Raw genomic sequence first — 19,786 nt, 5'->3', positions numbered from 1 at the left:
AAAAGAATTTATTAGATAAGAAATCAAAACATCTAAAACAAACTCAAAGGCTCATCACAGATCATTTCAATGATTGAGAATCAATCGATTAGTAAACAAAATTTTGAAACAGTCCTGATTAAGTTGTCAGGACTGTTTGTTCAGAGAATTATTCCTCGTTAATTTCAAGTTGGTCTGCCACGCCCCAAAAAGGCAGTCCATTTTGATAATAGGCGTAAGTGATAATACCAACGATAACTTGACCTGAGCTCCCCCAATTTGGATTGGAACCTGGTAACGCTCCAGTATTTCGATATAGCGTCCAATTATCTAATGCAGGATTACCACTGAGATTAGGCTCTTGCCAATAAGCCGTAACAACACCACCAGAATCAATCACCAGTCGAATATCAGCCCGACCATTGGGCAATTGATTATGGCCAATATCATTAACGTACGATGTACCAGATACTGTTTGTTTACCTTCAATCGTATTTTGTGTCGCACCACGTTGACCGACCACCAGGTGCGCGCTGTCAATCTGATTATAATCGATATGATGAATATGTAATCCGACAAAGTTATACGCACTTTGTGCAACAACATGCGGTTGCGAAGGTTGATTGACAGGCGCAATACCAACATTTCGTAGAATGGCCTCGAGTGGATAACGTGCAACCACGCCATCAATTCGCCCCTGTTCGCCATTGTAGAATAAGGTACGATTATTATCGTTATTGGTTAATTGCGCGGTGTAACGATCACACATGGCACCAACATTCGGCAACGCAATCGCGTTGTAGGTTGTTAAATTTAATGATGAAATTGATCCTAGTTCACAGCCAAACGAAAACTTGCGATTGACCGATGCAACGTTATTGACTTGCACCTGAACCGTTTCTATTGCACTCACGTTTTGATTATCAGACACAGAAACATTAACCACGAATGACTCGGTACCCACTCGCGTAGAAAACTCCGCTCCAGTCGTCGAAAACAGTGGTGAGCTCCACTGTATTTGCGATGATAAATCACCCTCTTCAGGATCAAATGCCGATGCTGTTAAAGTAATTAACTCGTTCGCATTGACGGAAATAGAGTTCGATGAAAGCTGCAATTGCGGTGGTTGGTTTTCAGCCGGCTCAGTAACTTCATCATAAAGGTAACGAATGGCAGTAGCGCCAACATAACGGTTATTACTCCCTTCAGTCGTTATCGTGAATGCAACGATTTCATTTTCTTCAAAACGATAAGTACCCAGCGTACGCCATTGACCAACAAAAGGATCGGTTTGACAATCCTGATCGGTGACAAACGTTTCCGTCGTGTTGCCAAATTCTAAATATTGAGTGACTTGATGGCTGCGTGGTGAATAGCAAGTGTTGTAAACTTGCAACGTATAAGATGTCGTTTGCGGAATTTGAGTTTCAAAACGATAATTTTCAATGGCACCGCCGACGGTTGCGTACATTCCTTGATTGGAACCGAGTGGCATACTGGCTCCCGTCGCTCGATTCCAAAAACCCGTACTAGAAGTCGAGCTATCGCCCGTTTGAATTAAAATTTCTGCACTAAAACTCGGAAGTGAAAAAACTATGCCTAGCCAAATAATGACTTTGATTTTAAGCGAAGCATAAAAGTGTCTCATAGATACTCCTTATCAATAAGGATTAAGAGGACCTAAGTCGCAATACAGGCTACCTTGATTGAATAAATAAGATTAGTTTTGCTCAGTCGTGATTAACGCTTTAGTTTAGTGAGTCGCTAGAAAATAACATTTAAAACACGACGATTTGGTGATCTACATTCCATTTTAGAGTTTCCGACGGGAATGTCTATGTCTAAAAGAGGAGATGAGAGAGTGAATTTTTAAAGTCGCTCTCTCATTATTGGCACACTTAGTTTACTTCGTTAATTTACCAAGAACTGTAGAGAAATTCAGTTCAACGCGATACGTATTCATCACGTTTTATAAAGTCGAGCACCGTAGCGTTAATACAATATCGAGACTGCCCATTCGGACCATCGGGAAATACATGTCCCAAATGAATTCCGGTAGATTTTGAAATAATCTCAGTGCGACGCATGCCATAACTATTGTCAGGACGCTCTTCGACAGCACCGTCAACCGGTTTAGTGAAAGACAGCCATCCCGTTCCCGAGTTAAAGCGATCTCGCGTATCAAATAAAGGTGCTCCACTTAACTTATCAACAAAAACACCATCTGGAGTATTCTTAAAGATTTCATATTGTTTACAAAATCGATTGTCCGTTCCTTTATTAAATGCGACGTCAAATGCTTCGCTATCACCCAACTTAAATGCTCCTAACGCTTTATAAAACTCTTCAGGTGATAAATAACCTTGGTGACCCAGCACTTCTTTTCCATTTTCCACAAATAAAATCGTTGGTGTTGCCCAGGTTGCCGTCTTAACTGTTAATCCAGTTAACTGGTCTGCAAAACGATAAACCATTGGAATAGTACCTTGATAATCGTTAGCAACGTCCTTCTTAAATTTTTCACAATAAGGACAAAAATCTTCTGAATCCACGACAACAACATGCTTTCCTTTTAACAGAGCATCATTATTCATAACGCGCTTTTCAGTTTTTGGTGTTTCAAAAGTTACGCCTGTCGAATGATCAGGACAATATCCATTGGGATTTTTCACCAGGTAATCTTGATGATATTCTTCCGCCGGATAAAACTCTTCTAAGGGTTCAATGATGGTGGCAATCTCACCAAAATTCGCAGCCGTTAATAGTGTTTGAAATTGGGCTTTTATGTCTTCCGCCACTTTTGCCTGTTGTTCGTTATGCGTCAATATAATCGAACGATATTGCGTACCTACATCGTTACCCTGCCGATTCACTTGAGTTGGATCGTGCGTCTCAAAATAGGTTTTCAAAATGGTTTCAAGCGACACTTCCGATGTATTGAAAATGACTTTCACCACCTCAGCGTGATTATCAGGATTCATTCTATTCGACCACTTGGTAATCGCTTTGTAAGTCGGTTCAACCCCTTTGCCTCCAGCGTACCCAGAAATAGCATTTAAAACTCCGGGAATAGCTTGATAACGCTTTTCTGCTCCCCAAAAGCACCCTGCACCTAGCACAATACTGTCCAAATGTTGGGTCGCAGGCATGTCACCCTCGACCTCATGATGTTTCAGGCTGGATTGTGCTTTTACCATCGGTTTTGACGATAAATTACCGCCTGCCAACAGCCCAATTCCCACAATTAGCGCTAGAAAAAGGAATATATTACTTTGTCGGTTCATACAAACTCCGTGACCTCGTCTTTATGAATACTGCGAATTATCAGTAAATTACCGCTATTTGCGGCCTATACCATCAAGACGCATCAAACTAGGAAATGTTTCAAATGACTTTGCATTTCTCACAAAAAAGCCAAAAGAAACACTTTTAGGAGTTTTTTACGACACCAGACTTCAACTAGAGCGAGCTGGGTAGTGCCTATAACAAACAGTAAAGCTTAGGAAGCGGGCATGCAGCAGCGCTTGTATTTCTTACCACTACCACACAAACAGGGAGCATTCCTTTTCGGTCGCAAATCTTCCGCGATTGCTCGTGTATCCTGTTGATATATCATTTGCAAAGCATCAAATAGCTCAGGATGTTTCTTAAACAAGAGATCGGGACGCTCAAAAAAATATTCCGAAGCAACAGCAAAAAATTCAGCTCGATTCGTTGCTCCATAGGCTCGAATGTTACTTTGATTGGCTTCTATCTCTTCAACCTTTTTTCTAACCAGTTCGAACCAGGGAATGGAATGAGAGAATTCCTTGAGCCGCTCAGGAAAACCGTCGCAATCACCATCCGCCATATCAATAAGATGCACAAATTCGTGGATACCGACATTATGTTTGTCCTGACTATTTACAAATCCTAAATGCAAATGTGGTTTACTGAGTACTAACTTACCACTAAGAACGCCGACTCCTACCATGCCTGTAATTCTTGAATCTGGCTGGTTGAACTCGAGATCAGCATTGAATGCTTGGCGCATCAAGAAAACAGACTTTAAATTAAAATAATACCAATTGGGAAATGACCAAACGGGAATAATGGCACTTGCAGCTACTAGCAAACGATCTTCGTCGGTCACCTCCATAGGTCCCGCTTCAATTGCTGTTGTCTGCCAAAACAATAAGACCCGACGATGAAACTCATCTTTATCCTTCTCAGGTAAGTTTCGATAGAAAACAACATTATCATTTAGAAAGTCGCTCCACTCAGAGCGCCAAAGAGTTGAAACGTTGGGTGCCTTTGAATCAAATAACCAGCCAAATAAATTTTTAACAATACCCATATATATCCGTTCATTCATAAAGAGAAATGCTTACTTCCCATTTTTTAGCGAATAGGCCCGTTAAAAAATCACCCAACAGACATGTCAGATTATCGCACTAAAACATATTATTTTAAAAGTTTAAAATATATCAAGAAAAGCAATAATTACTATAGCCATTTAGTTTTTTCACACTTGATTTTATCGCTCAAAAATACAAAAATCATGCAACATTAATTCAGCAAGGAGCAATAAGTATGCGATGGATAGCATCCGTTACAATTATGTTGTTAGCAGCGATCAGTATTTTACTCAGCACTCTTCTCATAAAATTTTATGAACTCGATGTGAACAAAAATGATGAGCTTAACAACACTCATGCTGCTCAATTAAATGATCAAAACAATAACTTAAACTGCAATAGATTACTTGAAGACATTTACGCTTCGGTCTCACATCTTAAAACTGACGTAAACAAAGTTCGAGAGGACTTAGCCCTACAAAAGAACACGATAGGTCATCGCAATCAATTAATTCAGGCGCAACGTTCCTCTGAGAATAGACCGATGTTAGATGAGCTTAGTCAAGAAAAGATTGCAAACACAAGTAGATTAGTAGACTCCTTTATTAGTGCTGGTACTTTAACCCAAGAAGACATTCACAATTTCAAAGCCAATATTGCAACATTACCGAATGAAGCCGCGGTAGAGCAATTAAGAAGAGTTGTTCAAGCGCTAAACCGAGGTGAAATTCACCTCCCGCCAGGCGTAAATTTATAATTACAGTAACTTATTTATTATAACCATCATTCAACTAGAAATCAGGAGAAAATAATGAAATATATCATCGCTCTATTAGCTGCAGTATGTGTCAGTAGTGTATTCGCAGGAGCAACTCATCAACTATCAGTTTATGTGAAAGATAACGTCGCTAGTGGCTCACTTACTGGAGCACGAAATAGTTCCGACCAAATGCAATACATTGGCTGTGCGACGGTAGCAACAGCGGATTCAAACCATGGCATTTGTGCCGCAAGGAATAGTGCAGGAGTGTCAGTTTATTGTATATTGACGCAGCCTTATCAGGTTGAGCAAGTTCGCTCAGTCAATAGCGCCTCACACATATACTTCCGTAAAAACGAACGTGGTTTATGTGAATACATTCAATTAAGCAACCGCTCTTTGTATATCGAATAGCTTTAATTCGCGAGCAATATTTTTCATAAATAACAGGTTAACATTTTTCATAGTGTTAACCTGTCAAATACAATTGAATAGCAAACCAATAATACCAGGTGATTTAAATTGCATAAAAAGTATTAAAATTCAAACACTTTATTTATCAATTAATCGAATACAAAGGGACAACCGCTGTACTCATTAAAAGCGTCATCCCAACGACGCACGTCTTGAGCACGGCGCCAACGAGTGTGAAAAAACTCCATTAAACACTCTCCTTTATCCAACTGAATCAATAAAGTATCATTTTCATTGACCTGTTCGTATTCTGGATAATCTTTACGAACACCCCAAAACTTTCCGACATGAGAATCAGCGAAATTTAGCCAGAATTCTCTCGGAGCAACCCACTGATTCGTACTTTCATCAAATGCTTCAACCCTTCCGTTGTCATTCGTTCGCAATTTACCATGCTCATACTCCGAACTAGAGCTTTGATTCAAGCTACCGCATGCACTGACAAATAAGCTTAGTAACACTGTCATTAGTAATTTTGTGCTAAGAAGTACATTAATTTTTTTCATCGTTTCTCTCATTTATTCAATCATCTGCTTTATAGAGTGGTTATGGCTAGCATTGTTACAACTTGAAAGAAGCGAAACTTGAGAACATTCTTTTTCTGAATACTGACAGATTCACGTTATTCCAAACATGAAGCTCAAACATCTAAAGAAGATCAGAACCCACCCTGCAACAACAGTAAATACATGTATTGACTTTCCTTATATTACAACTACAGATTTATAAAAGTTTTATTAATTACTGTTCTCAAGTTTCTAAATAGCAACCACCTCTTTCTTAGAGTCTTGAGATTAAACTTAATACGAGATTGTACTTCTAGCAACATTTCCTCGACTCTTACACCATGAACCTACAATGAGTGGGTTTATATTCGCTTCCATGCAAGCTTTTAATTAAAAATGGATACCTCAAACCTCGTTGGAATACAACATTTCTAAATGGGATTTTACAATGAAAATGAATGGTTTAATGAAACTCGGTATAGTCGTACCTCTATTATCTGCCGGTATTACATTTGCATCACCCCCAGCATCAGATACAAACTGCCAAGCAGACAACTCCTGGTTTCCACATAGTGAAACACCAATGCCAGATAGCGCGAACTTCAGCCCAAACTCTAACTGTTCGTTCCACCGTTGGGCATGGCAAATGTTTTTATGGTTAACTCAGGAAGATAATAATCAGCCTCGCTTTTTGAACTTTCAATCACCTTACGATGTACTTGGCATAAAAGATCGTGAAAGTTTATTGCCCCGGTTATCAAAATCGGGAGCACCCAGATCATTAGATGAATACTTACAAGCTGGGACAGAGGGTATTTTAATCGATCAAAGTGGCAAAGCTGTTTATTACTCTCAATATCTCAATGACACCTTTGTCTCTTTTATTGATAGCAATAAGTTAACTGACCCGAAAGTCGTTCAAAATTTTGATCCCAATACGCCCTTTCCTGTTGATTCACTGGAGTTAAAAGCCTCTTGGAAAATTGTTGATGACAAAGACAAGTACAAGTCCTTCTTTACTATGCCTTCGACGGTTTTTAAACTCATTAACAAAGACGGAAGCATCGTTGTCGATGATACTCGTCCTATCAAAGTCACTCTCGCACTGGTTGGCTTTCATATTGCCGGAGTCGTTAAAGATCACCCTGAAATGATTTGGGCGACCTTCGAACACAAAGACAACGCACCCGATGTACCAGCCGATGTCACACCTTCACAAATAATTTCCAAAAAAGACTGGACATTCTACAAAGCAAATACGCCCTACTCTGACTGTAATGTTAATCCAGCAAGCTCTCCAGTGTTGAAGCTTGACGAGAAGACCCAAACATTATCACCAATCACTCATGTATGTCGACGATATGCATTTGGTAATGACGCAAATCAAAAGGACATGAGCGTTCCCACTAATATTAAAGTTGTTAAGCAACTGAATGATAGTGTGCTCTCTCAACTATCCAAAAGTGATGTTTGGTCTAATTACTTCGAGGTCGGTGCCATTTGGTTTGCACGAAACAAAGGTTTAAAACCCAATATGTCGCTAGCAACCGACTCCGATGATAAAGGTCAGCTACTCATTGGTTCTTTAAAACTATCGAACTCAACGGTTGAAACATTCACTCAAACTCAAAGTACCATGAACAACTGCTTTCGGTGTCACAACACTCTGCATCGCTTTCCACCCAGTACCGAACTTGATCCACTACCTGGCCTTAACCTGAATATTAGCCACGCATTTGTCAATATATACTTTTGGTCGCAAGAGCTTAGTCAGGAAAAAGACAATAACTAAACGATATTGCCGATAATCTAAGATGAAGGAATTACATTATGTCTAACACTATATTTAGAGTACATCCAACCATCAACATCGGTCGTGTTGGAAACAGTAAAGAGTATTATCTTGCTCCTGAAACTGCCGCTGGAGAGTTACAAGATGAATCGACCGGATTATTTGGTGGCCTGCCAATAAAACCTGGTACCGAATCGACACCCATTGATCACAACGACTTTAGAGATGCGCAAAAGAATGTTAAACGTCAAGCCGCGCGATTTCGAATTTTTGCTTACGATGAAGAGCAAAAGGAATATCCTTCAAAAGATTTGGGTCGCGAGATAAAAAAAGGCGATACCGTTAATGGAAAAACCATCAAAGACATTATCTGGATGGTTCATCTTGCGAATAAAAAAAATAACAATTATCAAATTACCGGAACCGATGGTACCGAAGGTATAGCGCCGTATGAGTCGGGTAATCTGGCGATACGTAACGAAACTTACGGAAAGCAACTGGATGATCCTACTCGGATGCAAAAATTAGTGATTGATGCCGGACCTCGAACCATAAAGTCTAGCGAGCAAGGAACAACCGTAGCTTTCGACAAACCAACAACAGCTACTTACATTGATAACGAGGGAACTGTTCACTCCATAGGCGACTATCCTAAAAGTTATCCGGATGATTTTTTTGAAGATCAAAATCCAGAAGCTGGAAATATCACAACCTTAGGTGAACTTCAGATTGAGGAAAACACCAGTCGATTAATCGTTTCTGGTGGTTACGGTAATGCATTCTCTTTCAAATCGGCTACCGGTTCGGAGCCGACGTTGGTCGATGCTATTGATAATGACGGTTGGTTTGACGATGTCTCTGATGGTCCGGTCAATGCGGTAATACTGTTTGATGACGGCTCAATTTCGAATGTCGTCGGAGGTTGGTTTGTCTGTACCGATCCTGGTTATGCACCACAAACTCGCAATGTCGTTTCTACCTGGGACGATATTTACAATACCTGGGTTGAAGAGCTGAACATACAGCCTGAGTTATTTAATAACGGACAATACCAGACCAGTTATCAGTCATCATTCTATGACGATATATTACCGGTTTTTCATGGTGCTTTTTTACAACGCTGGAATACCAACCTTCCGGGTCAAGGCGTTAATGGACACAACTTTATTGCCTCCATAAAACCAACAGACGATCCCACGAAAAAAATCCCAAATTTTCAATCGTTAATACGCGATCCGAATAATCCTGAAGAAGATTCCGAAGGCGTCAAAATGCCACTGGCGTTAGGCGATGCGCAAAAAAGCTTTTTGTCACTCAGCAAAACGCAGTACTTTCTAATGATGCAATGGTACGAAGGTAAGAGTACTACGATCAAAATCCCCCTGGGAGAAGGAGAAAAGCTGGATCGTACGGTATTTTTAAATTGCTTAGGTGGACGTTACTCTCCTGGTATCGATTTAACCTTTATCGTTCGAGATGTGAATCTCTATAAACAAGATTGGAAAGGTGTAACGGGGCCATTTAGAATCAACCAAGCAAGTTTAAATTATCAAGATGCAAAATCAGGACAAGCGTTCCTGACAGTCGGTTACTTGCCATTACAAACGACAGCCGTGCAACCCGGTGACTTAAGTAAATTCATGTCTCAACCCTGGCATACCGACTATAACAGCTGCGCCGTTCATGAACCCTCGCCAAATCCGGAGTCGAACAACACTTTGTACTGGTCATGGCCAGCGCAACGTCCCGTTCAAGTTTATCCGGCATTTGAATGTACTTTTGATTCTGACAAACAACAGTGGAATCTGGGAGGTCAGTTATTCAGTATTCGTGGCGATGGCAAAGGAGCCGATAATCAAACTCACACCGTTTTGCCGCAAAACGAAGGACGTTTTCAAGAATATATCGACTATTTACACAACTGGCACAAAACGGGTTTTATTATTCAAGGATTACAAATACCAACAGATAAAGGCGGCAATTATGGAAATGATAAATTTCTGGAAGTTGAAAGCCTCTATACTGGACCGGGCGATATTGTACAACCATGGCCAACATCCGTCGTTGAAACAGGCAACAATTAACAATGACATTTAGTAAAACCATGCCGACCATCGCCATTATTGGTGGTGGTCCGGCAGGGCTGGCAACAGCCATCGAACTCACTAAAAAGAATGCAACGTTCAATGTGCAACTCTTCGATAGCCCCCAAAAAAGTGAAACAAAATTTGGCGAAAGTATTCCGCCTGCGTCAACGCCATACTTGAAGTCACTTTTTGGAAAAGATTACGCAAGAAATATGAAACATCATTTGCCTTGTCCTGGCAGTATCTCCGTTTGGGGAGACGAACAACCGGGTTACAACGATTTTTTATTTCAGTTGGAAGGTTCAGGTTTTCATTTAGATAGGCAGCATTTTGAACATCAACTTCGTGAAACAGCATTTTCACAAGGCGTTAAATGGCATCAAGGATTTAAGCTCTCGAAGTTACAAAAATTTGAAAATAAAGTACAGCTAGAATTCAATACCCAAAGTAGATTCAACCATCAATTAGACGCTGACTTTATTATTGATGCAACCGGCTTTTCATCACAAGCAACTCGTAGAATGAACGTCGCACGAAACCTGCTAGACGAAGTCATTTACTTATGCGTTTCACTCCCCATTCAAAATCAATCGCATTTATTACCACAAACATTAATTGAAGCGACCGCAACAGGATGGTGGTATGTCGCAAAAACACCGTCCGACACTTGCGTGATTACCTATTGCGTTGATAAAAGCATTTATAAAAAATACGCCTTAGAGCTCTCAGAAAACTGGCTTAGCCATCTTACTCAAACGCGATGGCTAAAATTCCAAATTGAAGAAACAATTAAACTTTTAGAAAATCATTCGCCGACAATTCATCGCCGTGTGGCGCCCTCTTCCATTCTATCGAATGTTGTAGGCTCAAATTGGTTAGCCATTGGCGATGCGGCGAGCACCTATGATCCCATCAGCTCTGCCGGCATCACAAAAGCATTAGTTCATGCCAACATTGCCGCTCAATCGATTAGTAATTACTTCACCACTAATCAGCAAGATTCTTTATTGGAATATCAAAAGCGTGTCTTTGACGATTTTAACCAATATTGTCAATTACGTTACCAGCTGTATCGAAGTGAGCAACGTTTTAGAACTTCAGAGTTTTGGAAAAATCGAACGCATCATTAATTACCGTACTCTTATGAACTGCCTATAAATAACGATCCGTTTATCTAACTTGTTCAAAAGCTATTGCATCAAACATTATATCTGATGCAATAGATAGGCTATTCACTTACTGTAGCTTTAATGTTTTCAGTAAAGCATGCTCTTTTGCAATTAACAGCGTTACCAGCTTTCTGACTAAGGGCGCGATGACAAAAATAGTGGGTAAGGCTACCGCAAATGCAAAACCCCAAGCATTGAGCCATTTAACGAATAAATCAGAGGTAATTCCAATATTAAACACAGTGATAACCAAGGACATAATACCCGACATAAACAATGCCATAAAAAATGAGACTAAATACGTTGCAAAACGAGCGGGAATCATGACTTAACACTCCTTTAAATTTGTAAACTTTGCTTTAGATTAAACCTTTAACAACAAAAGTCTCCCCTGTTCTTTTACCTCCAACACTTTTTACAAATCCTAAAGCGGCTTTTGCAGCCGGTATTGGTTGGAACCCTTGAAAGGCCATACCAAAAGCTTCAACGGACTCTTCTAGTATTGTTGGACTGACTGCATTAATCCGTATACCTCGCGGTAGCTCTAAAGCGGCAGATTCGACAAAACCTTCTACGGCTCGGTTTACCGTAGTCGCGGCGGCTCCATAGGGAATCGGATCTTGACTAATCACACCTGTCGTTAACGTAAAGGAACCGTTATCTCGAATATGCTTGATACCTTCGATAACCAAATTAATTTGTCCCATTAATTTGTTATTAATCCCTAGCATCCATTGCTCTTGAGAAATATCTTCGAGCGGACCAAAATGCACCAGACCGGTTGCTGAAACTAAGGCATCAAACTCACCAATTTGCTGATACATCGCGCGAATCGACTCCAAATTGTTTATATCGACGGTGACATCCCCGCTCTGGAAGCCCACTTCAATGACTTCGTGATCGGCTTTTAATGCGCCAACAACAGCCTTACCTAGAGTACCCGTCGCACCAACTACAATAATTTTCATAATACTTTCCTCTTCTCTTACGAATTATGTTTTCAATGAGTACGCCTCAATTGCGTGTGGAAAGTATGCACCCCTTAATAGATAACCTAAAATAATAGGTTAATATAAATTACATTCACACATGTGATGTATAATTAGTGACACATAAACAATCATCAGTGATAAATACATATGCAAAATCAAGAACTTAGTCTTTTGGTGGTATTCGATGCGATTATGACTGAGTCGTCCATCACCAAAGCGGCCGAACGATTAAATACGACACAACCCGCCGTGTCGAACGCCGTAGCCCGTATGCGCCATGCCTGGAAAGACGATTTATTTGTAAAACATGGGCGGCGAATCTTACCAACACTTTATGCCCAAGAGCTCTGGCAAAAAATCCGCTTTCCATTAAAAGAGATAAGAGATGTACTACAACCGAGTTCTTTTGTGCCAGCCACATCCGAACGTGCTTTTCGAGTTGCCGCGATAGACTCCGTTGTCGGTTTGGCTTGGTCAAAACTCAGGTCTGCAATTGAAAACGAAGCGCCGAGTATTTCGATTCATACCTTTCCATACACCATCGAAAATGGCGAACGACTTTTAAATGACGCTAAGGTCGATCTTTTATTGGCAGCATCTAACCTAATGCCGCCCTTAATCACCAGTCAGTTTTTATATGAAGTGCAATACGTTTGTGTGATGAAAGCCGCTCATCCCTTAGCGAAAAAGAAATTATCTCTTAAAGATTTTGCTAATGCTGAACATTTACTTGTTGCCCCTTCGGGAGATGTACAAGGCTATACCGATCAACTTCTGGCGGAAAAAGGATTACAACGAAAAGTGGCTCTCACACTCAATAGTTTCGCAAATGTGCCAGAACTGTTAAATAACTCCAACCTCATTTGTGTGCTTCCATCCATTTTTGTCGAAAACAGTCTCGTCTCCGGCTCACTTGTTGCGAGAAAAAATCCTATCGACATTCCCAATACTCGAATCAGTATGTACTGGCATAAACGCTCTGAAAAAGATTTGGGTGTCGCCTGGTTGGCAGAAAAGCTCAAATTTATTTTGGAAAAAAGAATCGAACAACATAAAAGGGTTTTATCAAAACACCTCGAAAAGTAAGACAACTAGTCGAATTTCAAGTAATTAAGAAAGAAACCGTGTAAATAAAACCAAATTTACTTTGACTTACCACTGGAATGTACCTATAGTGAGCTCAGCTTTAAAGAACAGCACTATTTACACACCTCATTACGAAGCATCTAATCAATACCTCGTCCTGTAGTTATAAATTTTAATGTCCACTTTTTCGCTATTCATGCCTCATGAAGGCAAACTTATACTTAAATTACAGGAATATTCCTATGTCTAATACAGTTACTGGTACGGTTAAATGGTTTAATGAGTCAAAAGGTTTCGGTTTTCTTACTCAACCTGATGGTCCCGATGTTTTCGCTCACTTTTCTTCAATTGCGGGTGATGGTTTCAAAACTTTAATTGAAGGCCAATCGGTTACCTTTTCTATTTCTGCTGGTGCAAAAGGCCCACAAGCCGACAATATTATGCCCGCATAGTAGTCTTTAAGCGAAGGGACATCCCTTCGCTTTCTTACTATAATATCCACAGATATTTCATTCACTTTCATCAAACAAACTCCTCATAATAAAGTTTTAACAACTTCTATAACCACTTATTGAGATAATCATCAACGGCTTACAACGATTTGCTAATTGAAGTAAACTCCAAATTTGCGTAAGAAACCGAGATAAAGTTGACCTACACCAATATTTCGTTCGATCTTATTAAAAGAAGATAGAAAGGAAGAACAAAATAGGTAAACTGAAAGGAAGGCAAATTTATCGGTCTACTTTATGAGAAGGAATCAATCGTCTTCGGCATTGACTAGTTTAGGCAGTACTCGACCACCCTTTCTCTTACTGACACCAGCTTGTCTACTTTTAGCATTTGGCGCTTCAGCTTATTTAGGAGCGAATGTTGAAGTTCAGAAACTGGTCCTGATACTTATTGCTGGCATCGCGGCTCATATAAGTGTTAACACACTGAATGAATATTTCGACTTCAAAAGTGGTCTTGATCTGATTACACAAAAAACGCCATTCAGTGGTGGCAGCGGTACTTTACCTCAATACCCAGAACAAGCAAAAAATGTTCTGATAATCGCCGTCCTATCGTTACTGATCTGTATTGCGATTGGCTTTTATTTTACCATAACGATCGGCTGGGAATTGCTGGTAGTAGGACTCTTTGGCGTATTACTCATAATTTTTTATACGACTCATATAACACGCATGCCCTGGTTATGTCTTATCGCCCCTGGATCAGCATTTGGACCAATAATGATAATGGGGACTGGCTTTATTTTTCTCGGTGAGTTTTCTCCACCCTTAGCTTTATTGTCATTAGTCACGTTCTTTCTTGTCAACAATCTATTACTACTCAATCAACTACCAGATATTAACGCCGATAAATCAATTGGTCGAAATCATTTACCGATTAAAATTGGGCGTGCTGCCAGCTTAAAAATTTTTGCACTCTTTAACTTACTTGCCCTCATCGTTGTTTTAATTATTTACAGTCTCAACTATTTCCATACAAGTATATTACTTGCTTTAATTCCACTGATGATTGCAAACGTTTACAGCGTCCAACTCACGCGAGCACCGCACAATGATACGCTACTTAAACGTACCATGCCGCTTAACGTTATGGTCAACCTGACAACGCCCTTTATTATTGGCACCTCACTTTGGATGTCGTCATCATGACAACATTTATCGTTGGGGTAGTTACTTTTACTGGAATAGTATTCATACTTGTTTTAGCCCTACTCGCGGTAAAAACTCTAATTTATCAAGGCTCTCATATATTGATTCAATTCAATAAGTCGCGCCTTAAACCAATCACCGCAGAGCGTGGCATAACACTGCTAAACGCTCTGCATGATAACAATATTTACGTACCCGCAGGTTGTGGTGGAAAAGCCTTGTGTGGAGAATGTAAAGTGCAAGTGCTTCATGGTGGAGGCGCATTGCTTGATAGTGAATTAGCCCATGTTAACAAAAAACAACAACGTCAGCATTGTCGGCTCGCGTGCCAGGTTAAACTAAAACAAAACCTTGAAATACAACTACCTGAATTCTTAAATTCGGTTGAGAAAATTAACTGCAGCGTTTCATCGACCTACCAAGTCGCCAGCTTTATGAAAGAAATCACTTTGCAACTTCCCCAACAAAAGCATTTCCATTTTGATGCCGGTCAGTACGTGCAAGTTTATTGCCCGCCTTACAAATTAAATTATTCAACTTTGTCAATTGAGCCTAGTTACCACAAACGTTGGGAAGAAAATAAACTCTTTTCCTTATCTTCCCACAATAAAAGGGAAACCACTCGTTCTTACTCTCTCGCAAGTAACCCCAAAAATACAGAGCAAATTAAAATCATCGTTCGATTAGCGACGCCCCCATCCGGTCAAAGAAATATTCCCACAGGTATTGTTTCATCTTATTTATTTGGACTAAAAATGGGCGACAATGTTGTGATTAGTGGACCTTATGGAGAGATGCTAATACAACCGGGTGATAGCGAGATTATTTTAATTGGCGGTGGTGCCGGCATGGCACCCCTATTTTCAATGATTAAAGATCAGCTCCTTAATGTTGAGACGAAAAGACCTATTCGATTCTTCTATGGTGCGCGAAGTCTAAGTGAAGTGTTTTATCAAAAGACTCTCAATAAACTCGAACAAATATACGAAAACTTTCTTTGGGAACTGGTATTGTCGAATCCGCAGCCCAACGACCACTGGCAAGGTAGATCTGGATTGATTCATGAGATTGTATTGGATAGACTGAAAAAACACCCTGCTCCTGAGGACTGCTCTTATTTTCTTTGTGGCCCTCCTCCTATGATAGAAGCCACAACTAGGGTATTGGATGAACTTGGCGTTGACGCCGATGATATTCAATACGATAAGTTTGGCTAATATCCTTCGGGTAATTTATGGGCCACTCCCTTGTGGCAATCAATACAGGTATCTCCATTTTTTTCATACCACTCCTGTGTATGACGACGTTGAGCTTGTCTATCTTGTAACGATATGTCCATAGCGCTGTAGCTGTGGCAATTGCGACATTCCAAAGAATTATTTTCTCTCATTTCTGCCCAAACGCGTTCCGCTAATTCGAGTCGATGAGCTTCAAATTTTTCGGGTGTATCAATAGTCCCCATCACTTTGTGATATAGCTCTCGGGTTGACTTGACTTTCCTAACCATTTTTGGGAACCAGTCTTTTGGAACATGACAATCCGCGCATGTTGCTTGAATACCCACTCTATTTTTAAAATGCTTGGTGTCTTTTAACTCAAGATAAACGGTGCTTTTCATTTCATGACAGGAAATGCAAAACGCCATGGAGTTTGTGCTTTCAGCCCCCCAGTTAAAGCCTCCCCAGAATAAAATACCGAATAAGAAAGCAAGAAAACCACCGACGGGTATTCCGACAAACCATTTGATTTGGGTGGGTGCCCATAGGCATCTCCACCAAGTTATGATTTTCTGTTTCATTCTTATATCCAACGTTTTCCTAAGGATTCGCTAAGCTCAGATCCCAAGCTATATTAAAAAATAACCAGTTACTGTTGTGACGCATAATAATGGAGTAGCGCGTCTTTACTATCAGCATCCAGCTTATTAAACTTTTCTGCCATTTTTTCAGGCTGTGGCCGTTTACTACTCTCATATTGTGAAAATGTATCGGATAGATATGTCTTCCATTGACCCGCCAAGATACCTGCATCATCTAATGGATCTGAACCTCCACTAGAATGACACCGCTTGCAATGTTTTTCATGAACGTCAGCACCGACCTTTGCTTTCTCTGCATCAAACTCTTGTTTTATAGGCTGGAAAGTTTGTTTAGCATAAAACTCTGCAATTTGTGCAATCGTCTCATTCGAAAGATTTGCCGCCAGCTCGCACATACTTGTAGCCTTTGCATCACTCTTACCTGGAAAGTCAATTACTTCGCAAGGTCGTGCAGCATCTCGATAAACTCGCATATTTTCATCTAAATAAAATTCTGAAAAACCTGCAATGGATGGAAATTGACTATATTTACTATTTCCTTTATCTCCGTGACAGGCATCGCAGTGTTTGATGATAGATTCAAGATCCTCTGAAGAAAAACAAGTCACTGCGATTAACGTAAGCGTGACTGGAAAAAACTTTTTAAAAAGCTTCATTTTGTTCTAGCTCCCTTATTAACCTTGGGGTATCGAATGATTCTAATCGTTAATAACTATTGTTTAATGACCTATATCAATAAATCAGGACAAAACTTGATTCACACTACTATAGTGTAGATCTATGAAAACAATATAGAGGATTAGATATGAGAGCATGCCTATCACTGCATTTATCGAACCTTTGCAAATGTTCTCATTCTGAAATACTCAGGCATTTTGATCCTCTTTTTATTCCTGTTGTACTTTTACTAATGCTTCTAATCAGTGGATGTGGAGATGATGGACGCAACGGTGCTGTCGGTCCAGAGGGCCCGCCAGGTGATGTCATCTATGTTAACAATGAAGCAGATAGTATTACTCTTCAAATTGATAACGTAGAAACCAACGGAAACTTCACTGTTTGGTTTAGTGCAAACGATCAAGATGGTGATCCCTTTACTGGTTTAACTGCCAATGAAGTGCGATTTATTATCGCAAAATTGATACCTGGAACAGCGGGAGATGCTGACAGTTGGCAGAGTTATATCAATCGAATTGAAGAACCTGGCGAAGTAGGCTCTGGGACTGAGCCTCAACTACAAGCGACCGCCGAACGTAACGGAGAATTTACTAATAATCAAAACGGTACCTATCGCTATACTTTTGCAACTCCGATTCAAAATGTTTCAGATCCAGTACCCATCGCTTACCAGCCCGATCTGGTTCATCGAGTTGCTATTCAGGTCAGTGGTAAATTTTCTCCCATTAACGCAACCTACAATTTTATTCCTTCAACCGGCGCCACTGACAATTTAAATCAACGACACATAGTGACAACAGAAACGTGTAATAGTTGCCACGGTGAGCTTGCCTTTCATGGCGGAGGTAGAACCGACGTTGACTATTGTGTGACTTGCCATAACCCTGGCTCTACTGATGCCCAAAGTGGTAATACCGTTGACTTTAAAGTCATGATCCATAAAATTCATCGAGGTGCAGACTTACCCAGTGTTCAATCTGGCACGGAATATCAAATTTGGGGATTTCGTAATTCCGAGCACAATTATTCCGACGTACACTTTCCACAAAATATTAAAAACTGCACTAAGTGCCACGACTCATCAAATGAGGAAACTCCACAGGCAAGTAACTGGTTTGAACGCCCAACGCTCGAAGCTTGTGGTTCATGTCATGACGATATTGACTTTGCTGACGGTGTCGCGGGCGGACACGTGGGTGGAGTCGTTACCGATAATAGCGAATGCACCACCTGCCATGCACCTGATCGAGTCGCGGGGAGTGTTTTCGATTCCCACGCTCAACCTGACAAAGTCGAAGCCGAAAAATATCAATACAATATTCTTTCAATCACGCAGACCGCTCCGGGTGAGTTTCCGATCATACAGTTTTCAATAACCGACCCAACAAACGGCGATAATCCCTACTCACTGACCGAACCGGCCTGGACCGCTTCAGCAGGTGCGAGTCGATTGGCCATTCTATTGTCTTGGAACACTGAGGATTATGCCAACAATGATGCTGGTAGAGCACCCGCTACAGCCGTTTCAATGAACGGTCTTAACGCGACCAACAATTTAGACGGAACTTTTTCCATCACGTCTTCCGTGGCTATTCCCGCCGATATGACGGGCTCGGGTGCCGCTGCAATCGAAGGACATCCAGCCGGTGATTTAGATGGTGATGGAACTTATTCCGACCGCATTCCAGTAAAAGGCGCTGTCTCTTACTTTGCAATTACCGACGACTCACCAACGCCTCGACGCGAAGTGGTCGATTTACAGAAGTGTCAAAATTGTCATGGCACTTTAGATGGTCTGTCATTTCATGGTAACAACCGTACTGATAATTTGCAGCTGTGTGCGATGTGCCATAATCCCAATAATACGGACTTGGCAATGCGCCCGACTGATCCTGATGGATCCGATAACGAAATGAATACTAACGCTCTCGATAACCTCGAAGAGCAAACAATCGACTTCAAATACCTAATTCATGCCATTCACGGTGCAGAAGTTAGAGACAATAATTTAGTCGTATACGGATTTGGTAATCAGGCACACGATTTTTCAGAAATTCGCTACCCAAATAATCCGGACAATTGTCTTGCCTGTCATATCCAAGAGAGTTTAACCCTACCGCTAAATAACAATGTTCTAGCGACAACCATTGATTCACAGGCAACCGTTAACAACCAATCTCCTTTTGGCTCTACAGATCTTGTCCCCTTAGTCGCAGCGCTGGATCAAAGTGATGATCACAATATCGGTGCAACCGCAGCCGTTTGCTCATCTTGCCATGACTCAGATTTGGCAAAAGCTCATATGAAACACAATGGCAGCTCGTTTAATGCGTTACAAGGCGAATTTGATTCTGGAGTTTATGTCGAGACCTGTGCAATTTGTCATGGGCAAGACAGAGTAGCCGATATTTTAAAAGTTCACGAGTTGCAGGAGTCTCCATAA

18 protein-coding genes are annotated in these 19,786 nt (G+C 40.7%); 10 read left to right on the top strand and 8 right to left on the bottom strand.

The annotated features are described in order from the left end of the window. Window positions 1-148: 148 nt before the first annotated feature. From FAX86_RS16975 to FAX86_RS16965, 3 genes are all read right to left on the bottom strand, one after another. A complete protein-coding gene (locus FAX86_RS16975) occupies window positions 149-1,627 on the bottom strand; it encodes a golvesin C-terminal-like domain-containing protein (protein WP_144394672.1) in 1,479 nt (492 codons plus the stop codon). 295 nt (window positions 1,628-1,922) lie between these two features. Then, window positions 1,923-3,263: a peptide-methionine (S)-S-oxide reductase MsrA gene (gene msrA / locus FAX86_RS16970; protein WP_144394671.1), complete on the bottom strand. Its 1,341-nt coding sequence runs from the start codon at window positions 3,261-3,263 to the stop codon at window positions 1,923-1,925. A gap of 215 nt (window positions 3,264-3,478) precedes the next feature. Beyond that, window positions 3,479-4,333 (bottom strand): M90 family metallopeptidase, encoded by an 855-nt coding sequence (locus FAX86_RS16965; protein WP_246128642.1) that lies wholly within the window; start codon window positions 4,331-4,333, stop codon window positions 3,479-3,481. A 218-nt stretch (window positions 4,334-4,551) separates the two neighbouring features. On the opposite strand from FAX86_RS16965, the gene FAX86_RS16960 reads away from it, so the two are divergent. Together FAX86_RS16960 and FAX86_RS16955 are read left to right on the top strand one after the other, a co-directional pair. Further along, window positions 4,552-5,073: a hypothetical protein gene (locus FAX86_RS16960; RefSeq protein WP_144394670.1), complete on the top strand. Its 522-nt coding sequence runs from the start codon at window positions 4,552-4,554 to the stop codon at window positions 5,071-5,073. A 54-nt stretch (window positions 5,074-5,127) separates the two neighbouring features. After that, window positions 5,128-5,490 (top strand): Ig-like domain-containing protein, encoded by a 363-nt coding sequence (locus FAX86_RS16955; RefSeq protein WP_144394669.1) that lies wholly within the window; start codon window positions 5,128-5,130, stop codon window positions 5,488-5,490. Window positions 5,491-5,639: 149 nt separating this feature from the next. On the opposite strand, the gene FAX86_RS16950 is transcribed toward FAX86_RS16955, so the two are convergent. After that, window positions 5,640-6,056, bottom strand: a complete 417-nt coding sequence (locus FAX86_RS16950) for a hypothetical protein (RefSeq protein ID WP_144394668.1) — start codon at window positions 6,054-6,056, stop codon at window positions 5,640-5,642. A 448-nt stretch (window positions 6,057-6,504) separates the two neighbouring features. Here FAX86_RS16950 and FAX86_RS16945 point away from each other — a divergent pair, with 448 nt between their 5' ends. From FAX86_RS16945 to FAX86_RS16935, 3 genes are read left to right on the top strand one after another with little or no spacing between them, the layout of a single operon-like run. Next, window positions 6,505-7,848, top strand: a complete 1,344-nt coding sequence (locus FAX86_RS16945) for a hypothetical protein (protein ID WP_144394667.1) — start codon at window positions 6,505-6,507, stop codon at window positions 7,846-7,848. A gap of 38 nt (window positions 7,849-7,886) precedes the next feature. Further along, the gene (locus FAX86_RS16940) at window positions 7,887-9,932 is read left to right on the top strand and encodes a LodA/GoxA family CTQ-dependent oxidase (protein WP_144394666.1); all 2,046 of its coding nucleotides are present in this window, start codon (window positions 7,887-7,889) and stop codon (window positions 9,930-9,932) included. A gap of 2 nt (window positions 9,933-9,934) precedes the next feature. Continuing rightward, window positions 9,935-11,065 carry an NAD(P)/FAD-dependent oxidoreductase gene (locus FAX86_RS16935; protein WP_144394665.1) on the top strand — a complete coding sequence of 377 codons (1,131 nt, stop codon included), beginning with the start codon at window positions 9,935-9,937 and terminating at the stop codon, window positions 11,063-11,065. A 106-nt stretch (window positions 11,066-11,171) separates the two neighbouring features. Here FAX86_RS16935 and FAX86_RS16930 read toward each other — a convergent pair whose 3' ends face one another. Both FAX86_RS16930 and FAX86_RS16925 read right to left on the bottom strand, forming a co-directional pair. Further along, on the bottom strand, window positions 11,172-11,429 hold the full coding sequence (locus FAX86_RS16930; protein ID WP_144394664.1) for a DUF2798 domain-containing protein: 258 nt from the start codon (window positions 11,427-11,429) through the stop codon (window positions 11,172-11,174). Between the two features lie 34 nt (window positions 11,430-11,463). Further along, window positions 11,464-12,072, bottom strand: coding sequence for a short chain dehydrogenase (locus FAX86_RS16925; protein WP_144394663.1), 609 nt, complete (start codon window positions 12,070-12,072; stop codon window positions 11,464-11,466). Window positions 12,073-12,243: 171 nt separating this feature from the next. Between FAX86_RS16925 and FAX86_RS16920 the strand changes: the two genes are divergently transcribed. The 4 genes from FAX86_RS16920 to nqrF all read left to right on the top strand — a co-directional run bounded on the left by FAX86_RS16920 (window position 12,244) and on the right by nqrF (window position 16,063). Continuing rightward, window positions 12,244-13,182 carry a LysR family transcriptional regulator gene (locus FAX86_RS16920; protein WP_144394662.1) on the top strand — a complete coding sequence of 313 codons (939 nt, stop codon included), beginning with the start codon at window positions 12,244-12,246 and terminating at the stop codon, window positions 13,180-13,182. A 242-nt stretch (window positions 13,183-13,424) separates the two neighbouring features. Further along, window positions 13,425-13,634 (top strand): cold-shock protein, encoded by a 210-nt coding sequence (locus tag FAX86_RS16915; protein WP_144394661.1) that lies wholly within the window; start codon window positions 13,425-13,427, stop codon window positions 13,632-13,634. 297 nt (window positions 13,635-13,931) lie between these two features. After that, window positions 13,932-14,846 (top strand): prenyltransferase, encoded by a 915-nt coding sequence (locus tag FAX86_RS16910; protein WP_144394660.1) that lies wholly within the window; start codon window positions 13,932-13,934, stop codon window positions 14,844-14,846. Continuing rightward, a complete protein-coding gene (gene nqrF, locus FAX86_RS16905) occupies window positions 14,843-16,063 on the top strand; it encodes an NADH:ubiquinone reductase (Na(+)-transporting) subunit F (RefSeq protein WP_144394659.1) in 1,221 nt (406 codons plus the stop codon). Before FAX86_RS16910 ends, nqrF begins: the two co-directional genes overlap by 4 nt. Here the strand turns inward: nqrF and FAX86_RS16900 are convergent. Then, window positions 16,060-16,644, bottom strand: a complete 585-nt coding sequence (locus tag FAX86_RS16900) for a NapC/NirT family cytochrome c (protein WP_144394658.1) — start codon at window positions 16,642-16,644, stop codon at window positions 16,060-16,062. The two genes, nqrF and FAX86_RS16900, sit on opposite strands and share 4 nt — an antisense overlap. Before the next feature lie 68 nt (window positions 16,645-16,712). Next, window positions 16,713-17,321 (bottom strand): c-type cytochrome, encoded by a 609-nt coding sequence (locus FAX86_RS16895; RefSeq protein ID WP_144394657.1) that lies wholly within the window; start codon window positions 17,319-17,321, stop codon window positions 16,713-16,715. A gap of 149 nt (window positions 17,322-17,470) precedes the next feature. Between FAX86_RS16895 and FAX86_RS16890 the strand changes: the two genes are divergently transcribed. Beyond that, window positions 17,471-19,786: an OmcA/MtrC family decaheme c-type cytochrome gene (locus FAX86_RS16890; RefSeq protein ID WP_144394656.1), complete on the top strand. Its 2,316-nt coding sequence runs from the start codon at window positions 17,471-17,473 to the stop codon at window positions 19,784-19,786.

This window comes from Pleionea sediminis (assembly GCF_007570825.1).
GTDB classification, from domain to species: Bacteria; Pseudomonadota; Gammaproteobacteria; order Enterobacterales; family Kangiellaceae; genus Pleionea; species Pleionea sediminis.
Note: the sequence above shows the minus strand (reverse complement) of the source record. Positions and strands in the feature narration are given on the sequence as shown.